Source organism: Streptomyces thermodiastaticus, assembly GCF_014656135.1.
Taxonomy (GTDB): Bacteria; Actinomycetota; Actinomycetes; order Streptomycetales; family Streptomycetaceae; genus Streptomyces; species Streptomyces thermodiastaticus.
In genome coordinates this window covers 29,710-53,702 of the sequence record NZ_BNBV01000036.1, presented here as the reverse complement: position 1 = coordinate 53,702, position 23,993 = coordinate 29,710, and the positions used below count along the sequence as shown (strand labels likewise).

The window sequence follows — 23,993 nt, the reverse complement described above, 5'->3', positions numbered from 1 at the left end:
GGCGGCCCCGGTGCGGGCGGCCGGCGGGCGGCCCCGGTCCGGGCGGCCGGCGGGCCGCCCGCGGCCGGGGTCAGCCGATCGCCTTGTCGATCGTCTCGGTCGCCGCCTTCCACGCGTCGTCGGGCTTGGTGCCGCGCTGCTCCATGTTGTTGATCTGCTTGCCGATCGTGTCCTTGATGATGCCGTCCTTCGGGCCGAGCACCGCCTCGGGGATGGACTTGGCCTCCTCGGCGTAGATCTGGCCGATGGGCGCGTTGTTGAAGTACGGCAGCTTGGCGTTCTTCACGCTCGCCAGCTCATAGGCGCCCTTGTTGGACGGGAAGACACCGATCGCCTTGAAGACCTCGGCCTGCTGCTCGGGCGCGGTCAGCCACTTGACCAGCTCCATGGCCTCCTTGACGTGCTTGCCGCTCTTGGGGACGGCCAGGAAGGAGCCACCCCAGTTGGCCGCCGTGGTGCCCGGCGCACGGGTGATGTCCCACTTCCCCTTGTAGTCGTCGCCGGAGTAGATCTGGATCTGCGCCGCCATCCAGGCCGGGCACACCACGGTGGCGATGGTGCCCTTGCGCAGTTCCTGCTGCCACGGCGGGTCGAACTGGTGGACGCCCTGGCTGAGCTTCTTCTGCGCCACTTCGGCGGCCAGGTTCCAGCCCTTCTTGACGGAGGCGCTGTCCTTGTAGACGGGCTTGCCGTCCGCGTCGTAGTACTGCTGGCTGCTGGAGCTGACGACCGCGTTGAACATCGCGCTCGCGGAGTCCATGAAGTAGGTGCCCTTGGGCGCCTTCTTCTTGTACTGCTCACCGAGCTTGATGTAGTCCTCCCAGCCGCCCGCGACGGCCTTGGCGACGGCCTCGCGGTCGGTGGGCAGGCCGGCCTTCTCGAACAGGTCCCGGCGGTAGCACAGCGACATCGGGCCGATGTCGGTGCCGGCGCCGATGACCGTGCCGTCCTTGGCGGTGGCCTGCTTCTCCTTCCAGGACACCCAGTCGTTGACGTCGATGATCTTGCTCAGGTCGGCGAACTTGGACGCCTGCGTGTCGACGACCTCCTTGATGCGGGAGACCTCGATGCCGTGGACGTCCGCGAGACCGCTGTTCGAGTTCAGCTGCTGAAGGAGCTTCGGGTAGTAGTCCTCCTCGTTGGCGGTCGTCTGCTCCTTCACCGTGATGTTCGGGTGGAGCTTGTGGTACTTCTCGAACAGCCCGGCCTCCTTGTAGCCGAACTGTCCGTAGTCGGCCACGGTGAGGGTGATGTTCCCGTTGGAGTCCGAGGCGTCCGAGTCGCCGTCGTCACTGCTGCAGCCGGTCAGCAGCAGCGCCGAGGCCGTCAGGACCGTCGTGGTCACGGCCACGGTCCTGCGGCCGCGACCGCCGCCGGTTCGGGTGATGCGCATTCCACTACTCCTTGTTCCAGTGGGGAACGGGACCTCAGGAATCAGACCGCCGGCGTCCGACGGCTCGGACCTCCCTCTCGGTTCGAGCAGCGGCCGGCCCACAGCACGCGGCGTGCGGTGAAAGCTGCTGGTCAACGGTGCGCCATGCGAAGTAGAGGGAAGGGCCATGGGGTGCTTGGGCCACACGGGCCCGACCCCCCGGGACCACCCGTGGGACCGCTCCCACGCGGCATGCCGGAAGACTCCTTCCTGCCGGGCCAGGTGTCAAGACTTGAAAACGGCGTTGTTGCCCAAGCGTGTTCCGCACGTCACGGGAACGTGTCGTGCCGGGACGCCGGAACACCCCCGTATCATTCAGGATTTACGCAGGTCACAAAGGTGATCACGACCGGGAGCCGGCAATGGGGCGGGCGGCCCGGCCGCCGTCGGAAATCTCCGGGCCAGAATGAAGCCGCCCGCACCGAACGCCGGAAGGTGAACGATGAGCCCTGCCGAATCCCGCTCCAGCACCGCGGGCACCCGGCGCCCGACGCTGAACGCCGTGGCGGCCCGCGCCGGGGTCGGCCGGGGCACGGTCTCCCGGGTGATCAACGGCTCCCCCAAGGTCAGCGCCCGCTCCCGGGCGGCGGTGGAACGGGCCATCGCGGAACTCGGGTACGTCCCCAACCGCGCCGCACGCTCCCTGGCGACCCGCCGCACCGACTCGGTGGCCCTGGTCGTGCCCGAGGCGGAGACCCGGCTGTTCACCGAGCCGTACTTCTCGGGGATCATCACGGGCGTGTCCGCCGGACTCGCGGACTCCGGGATGCAGATGCTGCTGGTCCTGCCGCGGGACGAGAAGGAGTACGCACGCCTCGCCGACTACCTGTCGGCGCAGCGCGTGGACGGCGTGCTGCTGATGTCGGTGCGCAGCGAGGACACCCTGCCCGACCGGCTGCGGGAGCTGGCGGTGCCGACCGTGCTGGCCGGCCGGCGCAGCCGCGAGGAGCCGCTGCGGCACGTCCGCTGCGACAACCGGGGCGGCGCCCGGGACGCGGTGCGGCATCTGCTCGGACGCGGCCGCGCCGCCGTCGGCACCATCACGGGGCCGCTGCACATGGACGCGGCCCGGGACCGGCTCGACGGCTACCGGGCGGCCCTGCGCGAGGCCGGCGCCGGGGAGGAACTCGTCGCGCACGGCGACTTCACGGAGGGCGGAGGCCGGGCGGCCATGCGCGAACTGCTGCGCCGCCACCCCGCCCTGGACGCCGTCTTCGCCGCCTCGGACGTGATGGCCTCGGGCGCCGTGCTCGAACTGCGCGCCGCGGGGCGGCGGGTGCCCGACGACGTCGCCGTGGTCGGCTTCGACGACTCGATCGTGGCCCGGCACATCGATCCCCCGCTGACCAGCGTCCGCCAGCCGCTGCAGAAGATGGGCCGCGCCATGGCGAGCCTGCTGCTCGACGAGATCGCCGGTTCGGGCACCGGCCGGCACGAGGTCGTCCTGCCCACCGAGCTGATCGTCCGGGCGTCTGCCTGAAGGGCCGTCTCCAGGGCCGTTTACGGGCCGCCCTGAGGCCCCTGGGGGCGCCGCGGACCCGCGGCGCTCGCGGCGGCGGTCCGGGCGGCCGGTCGCCGGCCGGCCGTGGGGCACACCGGCGCGGCTCCGTATCGCCGGTGCCGTCCCGGCGCGACTCCGCCTCCTCCGTGCGCCTTCCGCCCGGCGTGTCCCCGTTGGGCTATGGGAGCGCTCCCATGCATAATGGCCTCCACCCGACCCGTGGGAGCGATTCCATGCCCGAACCGAAGACCGTGGCCTTCCCCCGTGACTTTCTCTGGGGCGCGGCGACCTCCGCGTACCAGATCGAGGGCGCCGTGGCGGAGGGCGGCCGGACCCCCTCCATCTGGGACACCTTCAGCCACACGCCGGGCAAGATCGCCGGCGGCGACACCGGTGACATCGCTGTCGACCACTACCACCGCTACCGCGACGACGTGGCCCTGATGGCCCGGCTGGGCCTGAAGGCCTACCGCTTCTCCGTCTCCTGGCCGCGGGTGCAGCCCGGCGGCCGGGGCCCGGCCTCCCAGGCGGGCCTGGACTTCTACCGCGGGCTGGTGGACGAGCTGCTCGCCCACGGGATCACGCCCGCCCTCACCCTCTACCACTGGGACCTGCCCCAGGAACTGGAGGACGCGGGCGGCTGGCCGGAGCGGGAGACGGCGCTGCGGTTCGCGGAGTACGCACAGCTCGTCGGCGAGGCGCTCGGCGACCGCGTGCGGCAGTGGATGACGCTCAACGAGCCGTGGTGCAGCGCCTTCCTCGGCTACGCCTCCGGCGTGCACGCCCCCGGCCGTACCGACCCGCGCGCCGCCCTGCGCGCCGCGCACCATCTGAACCTTGCGCACGGACTGGGCGCGCAGGCGCTGCGCTCGGTGCTGCCGGCCGGCGCCCGTGTCGGCATCAGCCTCAACTCACAGGTGGTCCGCCCCCTGACCCAGGACCCGGCGGACCTGGCCGCGGCCCGCCGGATCGACGACCTGGCCTGCGGCATCTTCCACGGCCCCATGCTCCACGGCGCCTACCCGGAGACCCTGCTGGAGGCGACCCGGCCGGTCACCGACTGGAACCACGTCCGCAGCGGCGACCTGGCGGCCATCGCACAGCCACTGGACCTGATCGGCCTGAACTACTACACGCCGGAGCTGGTGTCGTCCGCCGCCACCCAGCCCGAGGGACCGCGCGCCGACGGCCACGGGGACAGCCCGTACTCGCCGTGGCCGGGCTCGGAGGACGTGGTGTTCCATCGGACGCCGGGCGAGCAGACGGACATGGGCTGGACCGTCGACCCGGACGGGCTGTACGAGCTGATCATGCGGTACAGCCGCGAGGCTCCCGGGGTTCCGCTGTACATCACCGAGAACGGCGCGGCCTACCCCGACAAGGTGGACGGCGACGGCCGCGTCCACGACCCCGAACGCATCGCCTATCTGCACAGCCACCTCTCGGCGGTGCACCGGGCGGTCACCGACGGGGCCGACGTCCGCGGCTACTACCTGTGGTCCCTCATGGACAACTTCGAGTGGGCCTACGGGTACGGCAAGCGCTTCGGCGCGGTCTACGTCGACTACGCCACGCTCGACCGCATCCCGAAGAGCAGCGCCCACTGGTACGGCGAGGCGGCCCGCACCGGCCGGCTGCCGTCGGTGGAGGCCTGAGCGCCGCACGTCGCGCCCGTACGGCCGGGCGGGAGGCCTGACCGGGGTGGGCGGGGGGCCCGACCGGCCGTACGGGACGCCAAGCCTCTCGGCGGGGGATGTGCGGGGCGCGGCACGCGGGGTCGTACCGGGGAGTGCCGCGCCCCACGGGGCCTCGGGACGCGTCAGTCGTAGGCGGCGAACGCCGTGCTGAACGCGTACGGGTCCTGGGTGATGGAGCTGCACGTCGGGTCGGCGGTGTTCTTGGCGCCGCCCGGGCACTGCTTGTCCCGGGTGGCCGACCACATCGACAGCCAGCCCAGGCCCTTGGACTTCGCGAAGGACACCAGCTGGGCGGCGTCGTCGACCGTGAAGACCTCGGAGGAGACGTCGTTGACGCCGATCATCGGGGTGACGGCGACCGTCTTCCAGGCGTCGCTGTCGGACAGGCCGAGGACGCCCTTGATCTGGGCCTGGGCGGCGGTGGCGGCCTGCTCCGCGTAGGTGCCCATGTCCCCGCTGTAGGAGGCACCGTAGTCCATCGCCATGACGTTGACGGCGGAGATCCTCACGCCGTGGGACGCGGCGTCGGACAGCAGGTTCACCCCGTCCTGGGTCAGTCCCTCGGGCATGACCGGCAGGGTGAAGGAGACGTCCAGGTCCGGGTGCTGCCGCTGGAGCTCGGCGATGGCCTGGGCGCGGCGGGTGTTGGCGGCCGTGTCCGGCAGTGCGCCGCCCTCGATGTCGAAGTCGACCTTGGTGAGCTGGAACCTGTCGATGGCTTTGCCGTAGGCCGCGGCCAGTTCGTCGGCGGACGAGCAGGTGGTGGCCAGCTCCGTGCCCGTGGCACCGCCGAAGGAGACCCGGACGTCGCCGCCCTTGGCGCGCAGCTCGCCGATCTGTGCGGCCACGGCGTTGTCGGCGAGGTCGGTGACACCGCCCCACTTCGGGGTGCAGCCGCCGCCGTCGGTGACGAAGGCGAGGTTGTAGTTCTTCACCCCGGTCGCGTCGGCGCTCGCCACCAGGTCGAAGGCCGGGTAGAGGGAGGTGTCGACGTAGGGCGAGAAACCGGTGGCGGCGGTGGTGCCGGTGCCCGGGGGCTGGGGGGAGGTGGGCGTGGCGGACGCGGTGGGGGTCTGCGTCGGGGTGGGCGCGACGGTCGGGCGGCCGCTGGGTTCGGGGGTGGCGCCGGTGCCGGCGGAGCACTGCGCGCCGTCGATGCGGCAGCCGGCGGGGTCGCCGGTGCCCTGCACGACGAAGCCGACGGTCACCGAGGCGCCGGGGGCGAGCCCCTCGGTGTCCCAGCGGGCGGGTGTGACGGTGACGTGCTGCCCGCTGACCTCGAACTGTCCGTTCCACAAGGAGGAGAGCCTGGCGCCCTCCGGCAGGTCGAACTCCAGCGTCCAGTCCTTCGTGGCGTCGCCGCCGTCGTTGGTGACGACGTACTGCGCGGTGTAGCCGGTGGACCAGGTGCTGGTCCTGGTGTACGCGGCACCGACACCGGCCGCCTGTGCGGTGGCGGTGAGGGCGAGCGCGCCGCCGCCGGCGAGGGCCGCGGCCACGAGGCCGCCTATCGCCTTGTGCCTGCCACTGATCCTGCGTCGATGGGTGCTCATGTGTCTGCCTTCGCTGTGCACTACGGGGGTGCGGGACTTCCCGTGGGGGGAACGCCCGTGGGGGGAACGCCCGTGGGGGGAACGCCCGTGGGGGGAACGCCCGTGGGGGGAACGCCCGTGGGGGGAACGCGGCAGCACGCTAGCGATGCGGAACCGGGCAAACCGCCTGTTCCGGGGCCCGGCGCACGGTTCTTAGGGCGCGCTTAAGGAAGGGATCGGGAGCGGTTAAGAACAGCGGCGCGACAGCGCTCGCGGACCGGGGCCGCGCACAGGCGGGTACGCGCCTCGGCCGGGAGCGTGCGCCCGGGGTGCCGTCGCCGGTGCTCACCGCGCGGCCACGCGTCTGCGCCGTCGTACGGTGCTCCGCTCGCCGCGGCGGGCCGGGCGGCGGCCCTCCCGCTGGATCCGGACGCGTATCTCGGTGCCGCCGAGCACGGACCGGCCGATCGCCAGGTCGCCGCCGGTGGACTCGGCCAGGCGCCGCACGATGTCCAGGCCGAGCCCGGTGGAGCCGTCGGTGCCCGAGCCGCGGCCGCGGGCCATCGCGGCCTCGGGGTCGGGTATGCCGGGGCCGGCGTCGGAGACGAGCACGATCACCGCGTCCTCGCCGTGGTGCACGTCGACCGCGAACGCCGTGCCCTCAGGGGTGTGCCGGAAGACGTTGCCGAGCAGGGCGTCCAGGGCGGCGCCGAGGTCGGCGCGGGGCACGGGGATGCGCGCCGGCCGGTCGACGCCGGCCACCCGCCAGGTGCGGCCCTCGTCCTCGGCGAGCGCGGACCAGAAGGTCATCCGCTCCCGCACGACCTCGGCCGCGTCGCAGCCCGCCCGCGGCACCTCGGCGGCCGCGGTCCGCGGTCCGGCCTCGCGGGCGGTGCGGATGATGGTGTCGACCTCGCGTTCCAGCTGGGCGACCGCGGCCCGGGTCTGCTCGGCGGCGGCCCCGTCGCCGAGACAGGCGGCGTTGAGCCGCAGCACGGTCAGCGGGGTGCGCAGCCGGTGCGACAGGTCGGCCGCCAGTTCCCGTTCGTTGGCGAGGAGTTGCACGACCTGGTCGGCCATGGAGTTGAACGCGACCGCGGCCCGGCGCAGTTCGGGCGGTCCTTCCTCGGCCACCCGCACGCCCAGCTTTCCCTCCCCCAGTTCCTGCGCGCCCTCAGCGAGCCGCCGGGCGGGCCGCACCATCCGCACGCCGAGCCGGTCGGCGACGGCCACCGAGCCGACGACGAGGGCGGCGCCGACCCCGGCGAGCACCGCCCAGGCCGTGCCGACGCCGCTCGTGACCTCGTCCTCGGGGATGTAGACCTCGACGACCGCGATGGCGCCGGAGCCGAGCGCGACCGGCTGCAGGAACGCGTAGCCGCCGGGGACCTCGGTGGTGGAGGCACGGCCCACGCGGCGTACGGCCGCGATGTCCACGGCGGCGGCCCGCATCCGGCCGATGCCGGACGCGGGACGGCCGTCGGCCTCCGGCAGGTGCACGGCGATCCGGGTACCGGAACCGGCCGAGGCGACGACGCGTTCCAGCTGGTCCCGGTCGGTGGTGATGGACAGCGCGGGCGCGACGGCCGCGGCCTGCCGTTCGGCGCCGGCGAAGGCGCGGTCGCGGGCCATCTCCTTGACGACCAGGCCGAGCGGCACGGCGAAGGCGACCACGACCATCGTGGTGACCGCCAGGCACACCTTGACCAGGGCCCATCTCATGGCGCCGGCTCCGCGGGCGGTTCCAGTTTCACCCCGACCCCGCGCAGGGTGTGCAGATAGCGGGGGCGGGCGGCCGTCTCGCCCAGTTTCCGCCGCAGCCAGGACAGGTGCACGTCGATGGTCTGGTCGTCGCCGTAGGACTGCCGCCACACCTCGGCCAGCAGCTCGCGCCGGGGCACGACGACGCCGGGCCGCGCGGCCAGGAAGGCGAGCAGGTCGAACTCCCGGCGGGTCAGGTCGAGTCGGACACCGTCGAGTTCGGCCCGGCGGCGCAGCGGGTCGACGGTCAGGCCGCCGACGCGCAGGACGGAGGACGGCGCGGGCTGCGCACCGCCGGGGCGGGCCCGGCGGAGCACGGCCGCGATCCTGGCGGACAGGTGCTCGACGGAGAACGGCTTGGTGAGGTAGTCGTCCGCGCCCGCGTTGAGCAGGCGGATGATCTCCGCCTCGTCGTCCCGGGCGGTGGCGACGACGACGGGGACGTCGGTGATGCCGCGCAGCATCTTCAGGGCCTCGGAGCCGTCCAGATCGGGCAGTCCGAGGTCCAGGACGACCACGTCGAACCGGTGGTGGGCGACCTCGCGCAGCGCCTGGAGCGCCGTGCCGGCACTGCGCACGGTGTGTGCGGCGTCGGTGAGATGCCGGATGAGCGCGGAGCGTACGAACTGGTCGTCCTCCACCACGAGCACACTTGCCATGCGCCGCACCGTACGTCATGCGGGCCGCACCGGGTGCGGGCCTGTGGACAACTCCCGGGCAGAGCCGCCTTGTCCGTCCCCGCCTGTGGACAACTGCCGTGCGCGGCCCGGTCCTCGGCCCCCGCCGGGCGCGACGGAGGCGACGGGTGGGACAGTATGGCCGCGATGCGCAGAGGACTCCTACACGTTGCGGCCTGGTCGCTCGCCACGGGTGCGGCGACCACGCTGTCGTGGTGGGGCGTGCACGCGGTGCTGGCGGGCACCGCCTACGATCCGCCGCGTGCCCTGCCCGTCACCGTGACCGAGCCGAGCGCGCGTGCCTCGCGGTCGCTCGCCTCCTCCACCTTCCGGCCGGCCCCGTCGTCCCGTCCCACGCACTCCCCGGCGCACACGCCCGGCGCGTCGCCGGGGCGTTCCGCCCCGGCCGCTCCTGGGCCCGCCACGAGCCCGGCCCGTCCGTCGGCCACGCCCTCCGGCCGCATCCGCAGCTACGACACCGCCGGCGGCCGGGTGGTGTTCGACCTGGGTGCGTCCTCCGCGTCCCTGGTGTCGGCGGCTCCGCATCCCGGCTGGTCGATGCAGGTGTGGAAGACACCGTCCTGGATCCGGGTGGAGTTCGGCTCGGGCGCGGACCGGGTCTCGGTCTTCTGCACCTGGCACGACGGGCCGCCGCGGGTTCAGGTGGGCACGTACTGAGCCGCCGGGTCAGCGGAACACGGAGGGCGGCGGTGCCGGTGAGGCGACGGCCACGGCGTCGGTGACCGGGGCGGCCCCTCCGGTGAAGTCGGTGAGGGTACGGCCGTGTTCGAGCCGGGCGGGCTGCGGGTCGGCGGCGAGCCGGCGGCCGAGTCCGTCGAGCGGCAGCGGGGCGTCGGAGGCGACGAGCACGGCGTTGCCGAAGCGTCTGCCGCGCAGCACGGCGGCGTCGGCGATCAGGGCGAGTTCCCCGAACCGGGCGGCCGCGGTGGCGATCTGGCCGCGCAGATGGGTGAGCGGCGGACCGTCGGTGAGGTTGGCCGCGAAGACACCGGACGGCTTCAGGGCCCGGCGGGCCTCGTCCAGGAACTCGGTGGTGGTGAGATGGGCGGGGGTCCGGGCACCGTCGAAGACGTCGGTGACGATCAGGTCGGCCCAGCCGTCCGGGATCTTGGCGAGCCCTTCCCGGGCGTCCAGCGACCGCACCCGGATCCGGGCCCGGGCATCCAGCGGCAGGTGGCTGCGGACCAGCCGCACCAGGGCGGCGTCCCGCTCGACGACCTGCTGGGTGGAGCGGGGCCGGGTCGCGGCGACATAGCGGGCGAGGGTGAACGCACCGCCGCCGAGGTGCACGGCGTGGACCGGCGCGCCGGGAGGAGCGGCGAGGTCGATGACGTGCCCGAGCCGCCGCTGGTACTCGAAGGAGAGATACGCGGGGTCGTCGAGGTCGACGTACGACTGCGGGGCACCGTCGATGAGCAGGGTCCAGCCCCGTGGCCGCTCGCGGTCGGGCAGCAGTTCGGCGAGTCCGCCGTCGACCTGTTCCGTGACGGCTTCGACGGCCGCCCGGTGCCGGCGCGCGCCCCTGGACCTGGACTTTCCCATGGCGCCATTGTCGCAAGGGGCGCCCGTGGCCCCGTAGCCGCGGGGCTCGGCCACGCCACTCGTCCGCACCGGCGCCGGCCCTCGTGCACGGCATGGCGCCGGGCGGTGTCCGGCACGGCGGCTGCGCCGGGTCACCTGCAGTTGTCCGCCGCCTCGATCAGCCGGGCGGCCTCCCCCAGGGCACGCCGCAGCACGACGGGATCCGTGGCCGGGTCGGCCTCCTCGGGCGACACCAGCCAGGCCGAGCCCTCCACCGGCGGTTCGGGCGCCGCCCGCAGGCCGTGGCCCTCGGTCCTGGTACAGGTGCTGCCGGGCAGGTCCCAGGCCGCGGCGGTGCCCGGCGGCACCACGAACCCGAGGGTGTCGCCGCCGCCGTCGTGCAGGACCGGGCCGACCGCGTCGGCCGCGCCCCGGCGCAGGATGTCGACCGCCTCGAGGCCCTGCCGTGCGGGCACCGTCACCAGGTCGCATCCGCCTGCCGTCACCGCCGGCGCCCCTGCTCCGGCGTTCCCGTCGATCCGCCTTCCGGCGTCCACCACGGATACCCCTCCTCGTGAGCGAGCGGGTCGGGAGCCGCGGGCTCCCGCTCCGTGGGGTACAACGCGGCAGGGCGTCAACGGCTACGGGCGAAGTGAGCCACGAAGGATGGCAGTTCATGGCAGATCACGGATGAGATTTCCGGTTTGTAGCCGAACACAGCGTGGCGGACCGGGTACAGCGGGTACGTTCTAGCTCGCCGGAGACGGGGCATCCCTAGGGACATCAGGTACATAAGCCGTACGTGACCCGCATCCGGCGCGGTTCGACGGTTCGCACGAGAGGGCCCGGCCATGACGTCGTCGACGGTGACCTCGTCCCAGTCCCCCCGGCCACCGCGGCCGAATCTCGCCTTCCGGCGTCTGCGCGGACAGCGCTCGCCGGCCGAGTTCGCCGCGGAGGTGCGGCGTGCCGCCCGGGAGATCGGCGAACGGGTCAGCTGCGACGCGCGCTACATCGGCCGGGTGGAGGCGGGCGAGATCCGCTGTCCCAACTACGCCTACGAGCGCGTGTTCTTGCACATGTTCCCCGGCCGCACCCTCACCGACCTGGGGTTCGCGCCGCGCTCCGAGGTGCGGGGGCGCGCCGCCCGCGCGGCCGGGAACGGCACGTTCCCGTCGCGCACCGCCGGCCCGGCCGCACCGCGGACCGCTTCCGGCGAGCCGCTCGACCGCCCGTTCCACCCGTCCGAAGACCACGAGGAGAGCGACGTGCTGCGTCGCGCATTCATGACCCGCGGGGGCGCCACCGTTGCCGCCGCCTCGCTGGGCCCGCTGGGGTTCGCCGTCGACGCCCGGGCCGCGGACCGCCCTGTCCGCCGCGCCGGTACCGGCGAGGTGAACGCCCTGGAGGAGGCCGTACGCCAGATCCGTGTGCTCGACGACCGGCACGGCGCCGACGGCCTCTACCGCCGCGCGGCGGCTCCGCTGCGGGCCGCGTACGTGCTGCTGGACACCGGGGCCTCCCGGCAGTCCCTCGACCGCCGGCTCCACTCCGGCGCCGGCGAACTGGCCATCTCGGTGGGCTGGCTGGCCCACGACTCGGGCCGCTTCGACGACGCCCGCTCGCACTACGCCGAGGCGCTGGCCACCGCCCGCATGTCCGGCGACGCGGCGCTGGAGGCGCACGCGTTCTGCAACATGGCGTTCCTCGCCCGGGACGCCGGACGGCCCCGCGAGGCGATCCGGGCGGCGCAGGCCGCCCAGCGGGCCGCGCGCGGCCTGGGCTCGCACCGGCTGCTGTCGCTCATCGCGCTGCGCGAGGCCGGCGGCTGGGCGGGCCTGTCCGACCGCACCGGCTGCACCCAGGCCCTGGCCCGCGCGCAGGCCCTGTACGAGCGGGGCTGTGCGGACGCCGATCCGGAGTGGATGAGCTTCTACGGCCGGGCGGAACTGGAGGGCCTGGAGGCCCAGTGCTGGTCCGCCCTGGGCGACTGGGCGCGCGCGGCCCGGCACGCGCGGCGGGCCGCACAGCTGCAGGACCCCCACTTCGCCCGCAACACCGCCCTGTACACCGCCGAACTGGCCGACGACCTCGCCCGCGACGGCCGTCCCGACGAAGCGGCCGCGGCCGGCATGCGCGTGCTGGATCTGCTGAACCAGGTGCAGTCGTCCCGCATCCACACGATGCTCGCGGGCACCGCGCGGGTTCTGCTGCCGCATCGCAGGGCGAGTGGTGTCTCGGCGTTCCTGGAACGCCACGCGAGCACCCCTCGCACCGTCTGATCCACCCGCGTCCACGCCCGCCGGGCCGGTCCGAACGAACCGGCCGCCTCGGGCGTGCCGTCAGGCCGACAGGTGCCCCACATCGTTCCAGCTCTCGATCGCCGGTTCGCCGTAGGCCCAGCCCAGAATCGACAAAGAGGTGGGGCTGAGGCGGATGCGCGCCGCGAAGTCCAGCGGGAGGCCGAGCCAGCGGGCGGCGATGGAGCGCAGCATGTGGCCGTGGGCGAAGAGCAGCACGTCGCCCTGCTGGGCGCGCGCCCACGTCACGACCTCGTCGGCCCGTGCGGTCATCTCGGCGACCGTCTCCCCGCCCGGCACCCCGTCGCGCCAGATGAGCCAGCCGGGCCGCTCGGCCTCGATCTCGGCCGGGGTCAGGCCCTCGTAGGCGCCGTAGTCCCACTCCATGAGCGTGTCCCAGCACGTCGCGCGGTCGCCGAAGCCGGCCAGCTCGCAGGTCTCCCGCGCACGGGAGAGCGGGCTCGTGCGCACCTGCACTCCGGGCAGGCCGTCGAACGGGGCCCGGTGCAGCCGCTTCCCGAGCAGCTCGGCGCCGCGCCGGCCCTCCTCCAACAGGGGAACGTCGGTCCTGCCGGTGTGCTTGCCGGACAGCGACCACTGTGTCTGTCCGTGCCGGGCCAGCAGGATGCGCGGTGCCATGGGGAGCCTTTCAGGAAAAAGTGAGATCTTCTGACGGAACGTTCTCCATCATCGCGCACCGTGTGCAGAAGCAACCCGGGGGTCGGGGGTTGCGTCTATCAGGGCCGGGGGCGCCCCGCAAACGCGGGCGCATACGCCGTAAAGTGGCACGCCCGGCGCCGGAGCATCCGGGCGGACACCGGGCCGCCGCACCGACAGCACCGCGACGACCACATACTGCGACAAGAAGGACGGGGAGGGGCATCGGATGCCGCAGACCGAGGCACCGGCACCGCGCACCGAGACGGCCCCGCCCCTCCGGCTGCGCTGGTGGACCGAGCTGCCGCTGATCCTGGTGGTCTACGGCTGCTACTCGGCCGGCCGGCTGATCGTCCGCGGTGACGTCGCCGACGCCGTCGAGCACGGGCTGGCGATCCTGCGCCTGGAGAAGCTGCTGCATCTCAACGCGGAGCACCCGCTCAACCGGCTGTTCACCCGCGAGGCCTGGCTCGGCATCCCCGCCGACTTCTGGTACGCCTCCCTGCACTACCTGGTCACGCCCGCGATCCTGGTGTGGCTGTTCCGCTCGCACACCGCGCACTACCGCGCCGCCCGCACCTGGCTGATGACGTCCACCTTCATCGGCCTGATCGGGTTCACCCTGCTGCCCACCTGCCCGCCCAGGCTGCTCTCCCCGGAACACGGCTTCGTCGACACGATGGCCCACTTCAGCTCCTACGGCTGGTGGAGCGACCAGGCGAGCGCACCGCGCGGCCTGGGCGGCATGACGAACCAGTACGCCGCCATGCCGAGCCTGCACGTGGGCTGGGCGCTGTGGTGCGGGCTGATGCTGTGGCGGTACGGCGGCGCGCGCTGGACGAAAGTGGCCGCCGTCGTCTATCCGCTGGTGACGGCGCTCGTGGTGATGGGCACCGCCAACCACTATCTGCTGGACGCCGTCGCGGGCGTGACCGTGATGGGCGTGGGCATGCTGCTGGCGCCGTACGTCGGGGCCGTGACGCAGCGGATCCGCGCGGCCCTCGCCGCCCGTGTCCCGGCTCTCGCGGGCGGCGCGGGCGGTGCGGGTTCCCCGATTGTCAGTGGCCGGTGTCAGACTTCGGCGGGTGAACGGATTCCACGGCAGCGCGAAACCCGGCTCGGCCCCGGAGGCGAACCGGGTGCCCCACCCCAGAACGCCGCGGACGGGGCACCGGGATGGGGCCTTCCCAGCCAGGCCGAGAGCCTGGGCAAGGCTCGCTGAGCTGCGCGGCCCGGGCGTGCCGGCCCGGCCGCTGGACGCCCGTGCGCTGGCGGCCCTGGCCGCGAACCCGGGCTGCCGGCGGCGCGCCCTGCTGGACGGCGCGGGCGTGGACAAGGCCGCGCTGGCGGACGCGCTGGGCGCCCCGGCGGCCTTCGGGCAGTCGCAGTTCGCCTTCGCGCGCGGCCACGCCTTCGAGACCCGGGTGAAGGCGGACGGCGGCGCGGAGCTGCTGCGCCTGGTGCACGAACGGCTCGACCCCACGGCCGAACCGCCCCGGCAGGCCGAGGTCGCGGACCTGGCCGCGACGAACAACGAGGGGCGCACCGCCCGTACCGCGCTGGCGCTGCGGGAGGCGACCGAGGCGGGCGGCTGGACGCTGCTGGACCATCCGATGCTGGCGCTGCAGGTGGCCGGCTCGCCCGCCTTCCTGGAACCGGACGCGGTGGTGGTGCACCCGGACGGCACCTGGACCGTGGTGGAGATCAAGTCGTTTCCGGTGCTGGACGGCGCGGCGGACCCGGCGAAGGTCGGCGCCGCCGCCCGGCAGGCCGCGGTGTACGTGCTGGCGCTGGAGGAGGTGGCCGCGCGGCTCGATCCGCCGCCGCGGGTGCGCGACCGGGTCCTGCTGGTGTGCCCGAAGGACTTCTCCAACCTGCCGGCCGCCTCCGCCGTGGACGTGCGCAAGCAGCGCGCGGTCACCGCCCGGCAGCTCGCCCGCCTGACCCGCCTGGAGGAGATCGCCGGCGCGCTGCCCGAGGGGGTGTGCTTCTCCCCCGAGCTGCCCGCCGAGGAGCTGACGGCAGCCGTGGACGCGGTGCCGGCGACGTACGCGCCGGAGTGCCTGGCCACCTGCGAGCTGGCCTTCCACTGCCGGGCGCGGGCCCTCGCCGCGGGCGAGGTGACCGCCCTGGGCCGTTCGGTCCGTGCCGAACTGGGCGGTCTGCGGACGGTGGAGGAGGTGCTGGCGGCGGCGCACGGCGAGGCGGGCGAGGAGGACGACCCGGCGGTGGCCGCACTGCGCCGGGCGGCCGCGCTGCGCGCCCAGGCCCTGGCGGCCGCCACAGCGGAGGAGGTGCCGTGTCCCTGATCACGACGCTGGCCCGGCTTGAGGCGGTGCGCTCCGGGCGCGCCCGGCCCGCGGCGACGGTACGGCACCGGCACCTGTCCGAGCGGCCCCTGGTGTTCGTGCCGCTGACCACCGCCGGTGAGGTGGGCGCCCCGCTCGGCGCGCTGGTCGGCACCGACCGGCACGCGCCGCGGCTGCTGGCCGTGCCGCAGCCCCGCGACCGCGATCTGCGGTTCGCGTTCCTCGCCGAACTGGCCGATGTCGTCCTGCCGTACATCGAGTCCTTCACCGCGGACGTCGAGCCGGCGGAGCGCACCGAGACCGACCCGTCGACCGGCAAGCGGGTCAAGGCCGAGGTCGAGCTGTGCACCGACGCGCCCCAGCTGATCGTGCCGAGCCGCTCCGGCATCGACTACGTCCGCCTGCTGGGCCGCTCCATGCGGTTCCGGCGCACCGCCGAGCAGGATCCCGACGACCCGCATCCGGCCCCGCCGCGGGTGCCGCTGCTCGGGCGGTGGCTGACCCACTTCGCCGAACGCGCCCGGGTGCCCGGCTCCTCGATGCTGCTCGCCCTGACCGAGGTGCTGGCCCGGCACTGGACCACCGGCCAGTCCGCGCTGGAGGACCAGCATCTGGGCGCCCTGCTGGCGTGGATCAGCCCGCCGGAGGGGCTCTCGGGCGCCGAGGCCGCGCTGCATGCGGAGCGCGCCCGGGACGCCGGCGGCCAGCTGCTGTGCCCGCCGGCCGGTCCGGCCACCGACCCGGCGTTCGACAACAAGCTGCTCGCGCCCGCCGTCGAGCGCTACGACCGGGCGCGCGGCGCCCTCGCCGCCGCCGAGGACGGCGTCCAGGCCGACGGCCGGCTCGGCGCGCTGACCGCGGCCGAGGAGGAGATCCGGGCCCTGGTCGAGCGGTGCGCCCGGCCCACCTGGGACCGGGTCTGGGACGGCCTCGACCTGCTGCGGACCCTGCCCGAGGCCGCGCATGTGCCCGACCGGTGGACCCGCGACCGCTGGTCGTTCACCGCCCACCGCGACCGCGTCCTGGCCGGCGAGCCGCCGCAGCCGCGCCACGACGACGCCGTCACCGCCGCCGCCAAGCTGGCCGCGCGCGAACGGGAGCAGGCCCGGCTGGACGCCCAGGAGGCCCTGGACGACCCGCTGGTGATGGCGGGGCGGCAGCTGGCCGGGGAGGCGTTCGCCGGGGAGGTCGTCGACGTCGCCATGGCGTACAGCGAGGGCAGGCGGCCCAGCCCGCGCCCGCTGGTCACGGTCCGCACCGGCGACCGGCCCCACCTGACCGGGCAGACCCGGGTGTACCGCTCGCTGGACAGCAGGCCGCAGTCGGCGGAGTGCGTCGCCCACGAGGACGGCGGCGAGGCGGGCGGGACGCTGATCGTGCTGCGCCTGCTGGACAAGATGGGGCGCGGCAAGGAGCCCGCGCCCGGTTCCGTCCCGGAGAAGGGCGACCGGGTGTGCTTCACCCTGTTCGAGCACGAGCAGCGGGGCGGGCCGAAGCTGCCCGACCCGGAGGACACCCCGTGGACGCACGGCGGCCCGCCCGGCGAGGCGGGCGCCCCGGAGGCCCCCGATCCGGTGACCGAGGAGGATCTGCTGTGACCGCCCCCGTCGACGACCCCGCCGCCGCGCGGCTGCCGTCCGGCCCCGGTGCCGCACGCTCCGGCTCCGACCCGGCCGCGGCGGCCGCGCGCGCCACCGAGGCGATCCTGGCCGACACCCTGCACGGCCCGCACCGCGGTGTCGTCGTCGACTCCCCGCCGGGCGCCGGCAAGTCCACGCTCGTGGTGCGCGCCGCGCTGGAGCTGGCGGCGGCCGGACGGCCGCTGATGGTGGTGGCGCAGACCAACGCGCAGGTCGACGACCTGGTGGTGCGGCTCGCCGAGCAGAACCCGGATCTGCCGGTGGGCCGGCTGCACAGCAGCGACACCGACGCCTACGACAAGGCCCTGGACGAGCTGCCGAACGTGCGGACCTCCGCCCGGGCCGCCGATCTCGCCGGGCTCGACGTCGTGCTGTCCACCGCCGCGAAGTGGGCGCATGTGACGGTGGACGAGCCGTGGCGGCACGCCATCGTCGACGAGGCGTACCAGATGCGCTCGGACGCGCTGCTGGCCGTGGCCGGGCTGTTCGAGCGGGCGCTGTTCGTCGGCGACCCCGGGCAGCTCGACCCGTTCTCCGTCGTCGGCGCCGAGCAGTGGGCGGGACTGTCGTACGACCCGTCGGCGTCGGCGGTGAGCACGCTGCTGGCGCACAACCCCGGGCTGCCCCAGCACCGGCTGCCGGTGTCCTGGCGGCTCCCGGCGTCGGCGGCGCCGCTGGTGTCGGACGCGTTCTACCCGTACACGCCGTTCCGCAGCGGCACCGGCCACGGGGAGAGGCGGCTGCGGTTCGCCGTCCCCTCGGACGGCACCGGCCCCGACCGGGTGATCGACGAGGCCGCGCAGACCGGCTGGGGCCTGCTGGAGCTGCCCGCACGGCACACCCCGCGCACGGACCCGGAGGCGGTGCGCGCGGTCGCGGCGGTCGTGGCCCGGATGCTGGCGCGCGGCGGCACGACGGTCTCGGAGCGGTCCGAGGAGCCGGCGCCGCTGACCGCGGACCGGATCGCGGTCGGCACGGCACACCGGGACCAGGCGGCGGCGGTGAAGTCGGCGCTGGCCGAGCTGGGGGTGAGAGACGTCACGGTGGACACGGCCAACCGGCTCCAGGGCCGTGAGTTCGACGTCACCGTGATGCTGCACCCGCTCTCCGGCCGGCCCGACGCCACCGCCTTCCACCTGGAGACCGGCCGCCTGTGCGTGCTCGCCTCCCGTCACCGGCACGCCTGCGTCGTGGTGTGCCGGGCGGGGGTGAGCGAGCTGCTGGACGAGCATCCGTCCACGGAACCGGTCCAGCTCGGTGTCACGGTGAAGTTCCCCGATGGCTGGGAGGCGATGATGTCCACCTGGGCGCAGTGGTCGGAGCACCGGGTGCCCTGGCGGCCGTGATCCCGCCCTCGCGCACCGGGGCGCGGGGCGCGAGGGCGGGAACAGTCGGCGCCCGGTGCGCGGCCCGCGCGGGGCGCACTGTCGCCGGGCGCCGGCGCAGCGATCGGCCGAAGGCGCCCTTGCGCGGCCGCGCGACAATGGGGGGTGGCCCTGTTGCCGGGCCCTTCGCACCGTACGAGGAGGACATGACATGGCGGAGCCCACGCCGCGTCGCCACCAACCGCGGCTACGCCCCGCGCCCCTGCTCTTCGAGCCCACCGCCGCGTCGGCCGACCCCGAGCACTTCTTCGACCTGGAGTCGATCGAGGATCCGCGGCAGCTGCTGGCGCGGGCGACCGAGCTGGCGCTCGCGTTCCGCGCGGCCACCGACCGCGCGATGGAGTTCCAGGCGATCGCGGCGGCCCAGCTCGCCGACCCGCGCCGGTTCGACCGGCTGAGCACGGCGGACATCGCCGAGCGGGCCGAGTGGACCGAGGACTACGCCAAGAAGATGGTCGAGTTCGGGCGCGATCTGCTGCGCGGCACCGAGGGGAGCGTGCACGCGAACCCGGCCGACCCGGTGTGAACCGGACCGCTCCCTCCCCGGCGCTGCGCCTCCCCCTGCCCGGCACCGCAGGCCGAGTGCCCGGCACCGCAGGCCGAGCCGTCCCCGCCGGCCGGCTCCGCGGGCTCGGCCGAGCCCGCTGACCAGCACGGACGCACGCCCGGCCGGCGACGCCGCCGCCCCGGCCGCTCCCGCGCGCGGCCCCCGCCTCACCACCGCGGCATATGCCGAGCGAGCACGATACCCCTTCCCCTGGTGGCTCGTCCCCCTTTTCCGCAACCTTGTGGAAGCGCACGCTCACGTTCTGTAGATATATCCGGCATGAGCCGCACCGGACATTCCTCGCTCCTCGACCGACTCGACACCTCCGCCGGTCACGGCTGCGACGCCTCCGGCGTCACCGCGGACGGCGCCGCCTGGCTCGCCTCGGCGACACCGTACCCCCGCAGCACGCTGGCCCTGTGGCGGGAGCGGCCGGACGCCCCGGTCGTCCTGCCCTGCGGCACCGCCTTCGACGTGGTCAACGCGCCGGCGATCTTCGGCCGCCGGATGCTGGACCGGCTGTGGGAGGAGGGCCCCGGTTCCGGGCCGGTGGCCGTGCACCGGGGCCGGGTGCTGCTGTTCTGCGCACCCGGTACCGCGCACCGGCTGCCCGCCCTGCTGGAGTGGGAGGAGTGGAGCGCACGGGGCCGCCAGGACGGAGGCGGGCGCACCGGCGGGGTGCCGCCGCTGCTGTGCCACGGCACGGGCGACGTGGTGACCGTCCCGGCGCTGGTGCCGCCGTCCGGCACCACGGCGCAGGGCGGCGCGGACGGCGGGCGGTCCGCCTCGCGCTGGCTGGTCGCCCCGGACACCCGCCTCCCCTGGCTGCCCGGTCCGGAGGTGCTGCTGTGGGCGGCGGTGCGGGCCGCCCGGCCGGCCGCCGGACCGGCGATTTCTTCTCGCGCCGACCAGGGTGCTAAGGTCTACGACGTCAGCCGGCGCCGCTAGCTCAGTTGGTTAGAGCAGCTGACTCTTAATCAGCGGGTCCGGGGTTCGAGTCCCTGGCGGCGCACCGACACCGAGAGGCCCTCCGCTCCGGCGGAGGGCCTTTCGGCCGTGCCGGCCGTACCGCGTCAGCCGACCGTGATCTCCACCGTGTACGCCCCGGAGGGAGTGCGGTCCGGGACGGACACGCGCACACCGGTGCCGGGCACGGTGAAACTCTCCCCCACGCCGACGGGCGCGTCCGCGAGCGGCGGGTAGACGGAGGTCGCCACGCACGCCCGGGTGTGCGGATGGGCGTCGACGACCCGTACCGGACCGTTGCCCGACGCGGCCTCGCTGCGCACCCGGTACACCAGCACCCCCTCCCGGCATCCGCCGACGTCGTTGCCGAGCAGGGCCCGCGCCTCCATGGCCAGCACATCGGTGCTGCCGGTCCGCAGCACCGCCAGCTTGGTTCCGCCGCCCAGCCCGAAGGACGGCGATCCCGCGGCCCGGCCTCCCGGTCCGGCCTCCACCGGCTCCAGCGTCAGCCGGGTCGCCCCGGCACCGCGGACGCACGCCACCTGGCGCGGGTTGAGCCACCCCAGCCGCCACTTGTGCCAGCCCAGCAGGTCGGGAGAGAGCGCGAACTGGCTGCCCATCAGGTCCCAGTCGCCGACATAGGTGTCCCAGTCCCCCTTGTCGTCCGCGGGCCGGTGGTACAGGTCCGGCAGGTCGAGGACGTGCCCCGTCTCATGGGCGAGGACCAGCCGGTCCGGCGGGTGCCGTTCGAAGACGGTCACCACCCGGCGGATGTCGGTGCCGTCCGCGTGCAGCGGGGTGCTGAGGTTCACGACCTTCGTGGCGTCCGAGTCGACGCCGGGCGCGTCGGGGTCGGCCACCAGGTAGACGATGTCGTAGCGGGAGAAGTCGACCTGCGGGTCGGCGACGGCGAACGCGTCGTGCAGATAGGCCGCCCGGTCCTCGGGGTGCCACTCGCGGTGTACGGCGTACGCCGTCGACGGGCGCGGCATGCGCAGCCAGTGCCCCAGCGGATGCGGGCGCAGGGTGAACCGGCCGTAGGAGGCCTGGCCGAAGAACCGGGTGGTGGCCGGGAAGTGGTCGGCGGCGAGTTCGCCGGGGGTGATCGCCGGAGCGGAGTCCGGGAAGGACAGGAAGATCATCACCGCGTCGAGCGGCCGGGTGGGCCGGGGGTAGGCGGAGTTCCAGGCGTCGACGCCCTCGGAGTGGTGCGCGTCCGTGCGGCCCAGGGCGCAGGGCGCGGGCGAGAACGGCTCCGCGGACGACGGCCCGTTCAGGACGGAGGTCGCCACGAGCGCCGAGAGCACGCTGAACACGGCCGCGGCACTGCGCAGTCGGGGCAGCGCCCGCCACCGGGCCGCCCACCGGAGTGCGTCACGGTGCGACGCCATCCAAGGCGGCTGAGACGGCACGGAGACCTCCGGGTGCGGTTCACGGGGACACCGCACCCAGCCTGTGGGAGTTTGGAGAGGTACGCCCTGTTTGCCTGCACCGGAAGGGTGAGCACCGAGGTGACGAACTGCCGTGCGCGACCCACTGCGCCGTACCGGAAGCTGACGGATCCGCGGGACCGCGAGAACCGCGAACCGCTCACGGAACGTCACTTGCGATCGGACAACTGAAGAACTCGCACAGGTGCAGACGGAAGCGATCCGACAGGAGGGCCGGTGGTCCTCCTCGACCGGCAAGCGGCTGGAAGCGGTCAGCCGTCGGCCTCTATGATCGGCACACTTTCCTTGCACTTTCCTGGGCGGACACGGGCCCGCCGGCCACGCACCACCCGGCCGGCCACCCCACGAGACCGATACGAAGACCGAGTGCACTGCGGGAGCGAGCGGTGAGCGGAACGTCCGAAGGGCCGACGCCCGCGACTGACCCCATGGGGCCGACCATCACACAGAGTGACGGAACGCACCCTCCGGGTGCGGATCCGGACGGGCCTCTCGCCGGGGGCAGACGCGCCGCCACCACTGCCCCTGGTGCCGAGGCACCGCCCGCGACCGGCGGCGCCTCCGCCCCCTCGCCGGCCTCCGGTTCCGCGTCGGCTCCCGCTTCCGGCCTCACTCCGACGGCGCAATCCGCCGCCTCATATGCGGAATTCACCCCTCCGGCCGCACCCCCCGCATCCGGAACCCCGGCTTCCTGCACTCCCGGCGCCACCCCCGGCACCGTCTCCGCCACGCAGACCCCGCCCGCCGGAGCCGGCCCCCAGACCGGCTCCGCTCCGTTCCCCGGCGCCGTGGACCCTCCGTTCCGCTCCGCGTTCGACGCCGCTCCCCTGGCGATGGCCGTCCTCGACGACCGGGGCGTGGTCGTCAGCGCCAACGACGCCTTCGGCGCCCTGCTCGGCACCCCCGCCGGCGACCTCACCGGCCGGCTCGCCACCGACCTGGTGGACCTGACCTCCGACGGCCGCACCCGGCACGCGTACGGCGAGGTGCTGCGCGGCCGCCAGGCCCGGCTGCGCTGCACCCGCCGGCTCAAGCATGCCGACGGCCGCACCCTGTGGGTCCAGGTCACCCTCGCCCCGCTGCCGCCCGAGCAGCCGGCCCCGCACCGGCGCCGCTCCCGGCCGCGGGGAACGGCCCCCGCTTCTCCGGACGGGGCCGCGCGCCGCTTTCCGGGCGTGCTGCTGTCCGTCGCCGACATCAGCGCCCGTCGCGAACTGCAGGTCCGGCTGCGCCATGCGCGCCTGCACGACCCGGTGACCCGGCTGCCCAACCGCACGATGTTCCTCGAACGCCTGTCGCTGGCGCTGGAAGCGGAGTCCGCGGCGTCCGGCACCAGCGGCCGGATCGGGCTGTGCCATCTGGACCTCGACGGCTTCAAGGCCGTCAACGACACCCTCGGCCACCGCACCGGCGACCGGCTGCTCGCGGCCGTGGCGCGGCGGCTGACCGGCTGCGCCGACCGGGCCGCCTGCCAACGGGGCGGCGCCCCGCTGGTGGCCCGGCTCGGCGGCGACGAGTTCGCGCTGCTCGTGGAGGGCTCCACCGGCACCGAACAGCTCGCCGACCTGGCCGAGTCGGTGCTGACGGCCCTGCAGGAACCGTTCGAGATCGACGGGCGGAAGCTGTCGGTGTCGGCGTCGATCGGCGTGGTGGAACGGCAGGCCGCCGGCACCACGGCGACCGCGCTGATGCAGGCCGCCGACACCACGCTGTACTGGGCGAAGGCGGACGGCCGCGCCCGCTGGACCCTGTTCGACCCGGAGCGCAACGCCCACCTCATGGCCCGTCAAGCGCTGGTGTCCACGCTGCGCGCGGCGGTCGAGCGGGGCGAGTTCACGCTGGAGTACCAGCCGCTGGTCGGCCTGGCGGACGGGCGGCTGCGCGGGGTGGAGGCGCTGGTGCGCTGGCGGCACCCGCAGTTCGGCGTCCTGGCGCCGAATCGGTTCATCGCACTGGCGGAGGAGGACGGCTCGATCGTGCCGCTGGGCCGATGGGTCCTGGCCACCGCCTGCCGGCAGGCGCGCGACTGGCAGCTGGCCCACCCCGACGAGCCGCCGATCTTCGTCAGCGTCAATGTGGCGGTCCGTCAGGTGTGGGACTCCGACCTGGTGGCGGACGTGGGCGACGTACTGACCCAGACCCAGCTGCCGCCCGGGCTGCTGCAGCTGGAGCTGACCGAGTCGGCGGTGATGGGGTCGGCGGGGCGGCCGCTGGAGGCGTTGCGGGCGCTGAGCGACATGGGCGTGCGCATCGCCATCGACGACTTCGGCACCGGCTACTCCAACCTCGCCTACCTCAGCCGCCTTCCGGTGTCCGCGCTGAAGCTGGACGGCAGCTTCGTCCGCGGGTTCCAGCAGCTGGCCGGTGCGGCCCAGCCGCCCAGCCCCGCGGACGAGGTGATCGTGGAGGCGATGATCCAGCTCGCCCACCGGCTGGGGCTGACCGTCACCGCCGAGTGCGTGGAGACCGACGACCAGGCCAGCCGGCTGCGCCGGATCGGCTGTGACACCGGTCAGGGGTGGCTGTACTCCCGGCCGGTGTCACCGGACCGCATCTCCGAGCTGCTCGGCGGCCACGCCTGCGGACGCCGGTGACG

At 74.4% G+C, this 23,993-nt stretch carries 19 protein-coding genes and 1 tRNA gene; 12 read left to right on the top strand and 8 right to left on the bottom strand.

The window, feature by feature from the left end; all coding sequences use genetic code 11:
* Positions 1-70 precede the first annotated feature (70 nt).
* The gene (locus IE286_RS24360; RefSeq protein ID WP_189798924.1) at positions 71-1,393 is read right to left on the bottom strand and encodes an ABC transporter substrate-binding protein; all 1,323 of its coding nucleotides are present in this window, start codon (positions 1,391-1,393) and stop codon (positions 71-73) included.
* Positions 1,394-1,874: 481 nt separating this feature from the next.
* Between IE286_RS24360 and IE286_RS24355 the strand changes: the two genes are divergently transcribed.
* Together IE286_RS24355 and IE286_RS24350 are read left to right on the top strand one after the other, a co-directional pair.
* Positions 1,875-2,912, top strand: a complete 1,038-nt coding sequence (locus IE286_RS24355; RefSeq protein WP_189798923.1) for a LacI family DNA-binding transcriptional regulator — start codon at positions 1,875-1,877, stop codon at positions 2,910-2,912.
* Between the two features lie 254 nt (positions 2,913-3,166).
* Positions 3,167-4,588 carry a GH1 family beta-glucosidase gene (locus tag IE286_RS24350; protein ID WP_189798922.1) on the top strand — a complete coding sequence of 474 codons (1,422 nt, stop codon included), beginning with the start codon at positions 3,167-3,169 and terminating at the stop codon, positions 4,586-4,588.
* Between the two features lie 164 nt (positions 4,589-4,752).
* On the opposite strand, the gene IE286_RS24345 is transcribed toward IE286_RS24350, so the two are convergent.
* From IE286_RS24345 to IE286_RS24335, 3 genes are all read right to left on the bottom strand, one after another.
* Positions 4,753-6,183 (bottom strand): glycoside hydrolase family 18 protein, encoded by a 1,431-nt coding sequence (locus IE286_RS24345; RefSeq protein ID WP_189798921.1) that lies wholly within the window; start codon positions 6,181-6,183, stop codon positions 4,753-4,755.
* Between the two features lie 324 nt (positions 6,184-6,507).
* Positions 6,508-7,884 (bottom strand): sensor histidine kinase, encoded by a 1,377-nt coding sequence (locus IE286_RS24340; protein WP_189798920.1) that lies wholly within the window; start codon positions 7,882-7,884, stop codon positions 6,508-6,510.
* The gene (locus tag IE286_RS24335) at positions 7,881-8,582 is read right to left on the bottom strand and encodes a response regulator transcription factor (protein WP_189798919.1); all 702 of its coding nucleotides are present in this window, start codon (positions 8,580-8,582) and stop codon (positions 7,881-7,883) included. The genes IE286_RS24340 and IE286_RS24335 overlap by 4 nt, the downstream gene beginning before the upstream one ends.
* A 165-nt stretch (positions 8,583-8,747) precedes the next feature.
* Here IE286_RS24335 and IE286_RS24330 point away from each other — a divergent pair, with 165 nt between their 5' ends.
* Positions 8,748-9,278 (top strand): hypothetical protein, encoded by a 531-nt coding sequence (locus tag IE286_RS24330; protein WP_189798918.1) that lies wholly within the window; start codon positions 8,748-8,750, stop codon positions 9,276-9,278.
* Positions 9,279-9,287: 9 nt separating this feature from the next.
* On the opposite strand, the gene IE286_RS24325 is transcribed toward IE286_RS24330, so the two are convergent.
* Positions 9,288-10,163, bottom strand: coding sequence for a spermidine synthase (locus tag IE286_RS24325; RefSeq protein ID WP_189798917.1), 876 nt, complete (start codon positions 10,161-10,163; stop codon positions 9,288-9,290).
* Positions 10,164-10,294: 131 nt separating this feature from the next.
* Entirely contained in the window at positions 10,295-10,681 is a 387-nt protein-coding gene (locus tag IE286_RS24320; protein WP_189798930.1) for a hypothetical protein, read from the bottom strand.
* Positions 10,682-10,993: 312 nt separating this feature from the next.
* Between IE286_RS24320 and IE286_RS24315 the strand changes: the two genes are divergently transcribed.
* Complete coding sequence (locus tag IE286_RS24315) at positions 10,994-12,424, top strand: NsdA family TPR-like regulatory protein (RefSeq protein WP_189798916.1); 1,431 nt, start codon at positions 10,994-10,996, stop codon at positions 12,422-12,424.
* A gap of 60 nt (positions 12,425-12,484) precedes the next feature.
* On the opposite strand, the gene IE286_RS24310 is transcribed toward IE286_RS24315, so the two are convergent.
* Positions 12,485-13,081: a histidine phosphatase family protein gene (locus tag IE286_RS24310; protein WP_189798915.1), complete on the bottom strand. Its 597-nt coding sequence runs from the start codon at positions 13,079-13,081 to the stop codon at positions 12,485-12,487.
* 247 nt (positions 13,082-13,328) lie between these two features.
* On the opposite strand from IE286_RS24310, the gene IE286_RS24305 reads away from it, so the two are divergent.
* From IE286_RS24305 to IE286_RS24275, 7 genes are all read left to right on the top strand, one after another.
* Positions 13,329-14,321 carry a phosphatase PAP2 family protein gene (locus IE286_RS24305; protein ID WP_189798914.1) on the top strand — a complete coding sequence of 331 codons (993 nt, stop codon included), beginning with the start codon at positions 13,329-13,331 and terminating at the stop codon, positions 14,319-14,321.
* On the top strand, positions 14,239-15,408 hold the full coding sequence (locus tag IE286_RS24300) for a hypothetical protein (RefSeq protein ID WP_372462567.1): 1,170 nt from the start codon (positions 14,239-14,241) through the stop codon (positions 15,406-15,408). Before IE286_RS24305 ends, IE286_RS24300 begins: the two co-directional genes overlap by 83 nt.
* On the top strand, positions 15,399-17,006 hold the full coding sequence (locus IE286_RS24295; protein WP_189798913.1) for a hypothetical protein: 1,608 nt from the start codon (positions 15,399-15,401) through the stop codon (positions 17,004-17,006). The genes IE286_RS24300 and IE286_RS24295 overlap by 10 nt, the downstream gene beginning before the upstream one ends.
* Before the next feature lie 32 nt (positions 17,007-17,038).
* The gene (locus IE286_RS24290; protein ID WP_229863555.1) at positions 17,039-18,394 is read left to right on the top strand and encodes an AAA domain-containing protein; all 1,356 of its coding nucleotides are present in this window, start codon (positions 17,039-17,041) and stop codon (positions 18,392-18,394) included.
* Positions 18,395-18,584: 190 nt separating this feature from the next.
* Complete coding sequence (locus IE286_RS24285; protein ID WP_189798911.1) at positions 18,585-18,959, top strand: DUF8844 domain-containing protein; 375 nt, start codon at positions 18,585-18,587, stop codon at positions 18,957-18,959.
* A gap of 300 nt (positions 18,960-19,259) precedes the next feature.
* A complete protein-coding gene (locus tag IE286_RS24280) occupies positions 19,260-19,928 on the top strand; it encodes a bifunctional DNA primase/polymerase (protein ID WP_189798910.1) in 669 nt (222 codons plus the stop codon).
* A tRNA-Lys gene (locus IE286_RS24275) sits at positions 19,919-19,992 on the top strand. The genes IE286_RS24280 and IE286_RS24275 overlap by 10 nt, the downstream gene beginning before the upstream one ends.
* A 61-nt stretch (positions 19,993-20,053) precedes the next feature.
* Here IE286_RS24275 and IE286_RS24270 read toward each other — a convergent pair.
* Entirely contained in the window at positions 20,054-21,337 is a 1,284-nt protein-coding gene (locus IE286_RS24270; protein WP_189798909.1) for a M6 family metalloprotease domain-containing protein, read from the bottom strand.
* A gap of 488 nt (positions 21,338-21,825) precedes the next feature.
* On the opposite strand from IE286_RS24270, the gene IE286_RS24265 reads away from it, so the two are divergent.
* Positions 21,826-23,991 carry a putative bifunctional diguanylate cyclase/phosphodiesterase gene (locus tag IE286_RS24265; protein ID WP_372462566.1) on the top strand — a complete coding sequence of 722 codons (2,166 nt, stop codon included), beginning with the start codon at positions 21,826-21,828 and terminating at the stop codon, positions 23,989-23,991.
* Positions 23,992-23,993 lie beyond the last annotated feature (2 nt).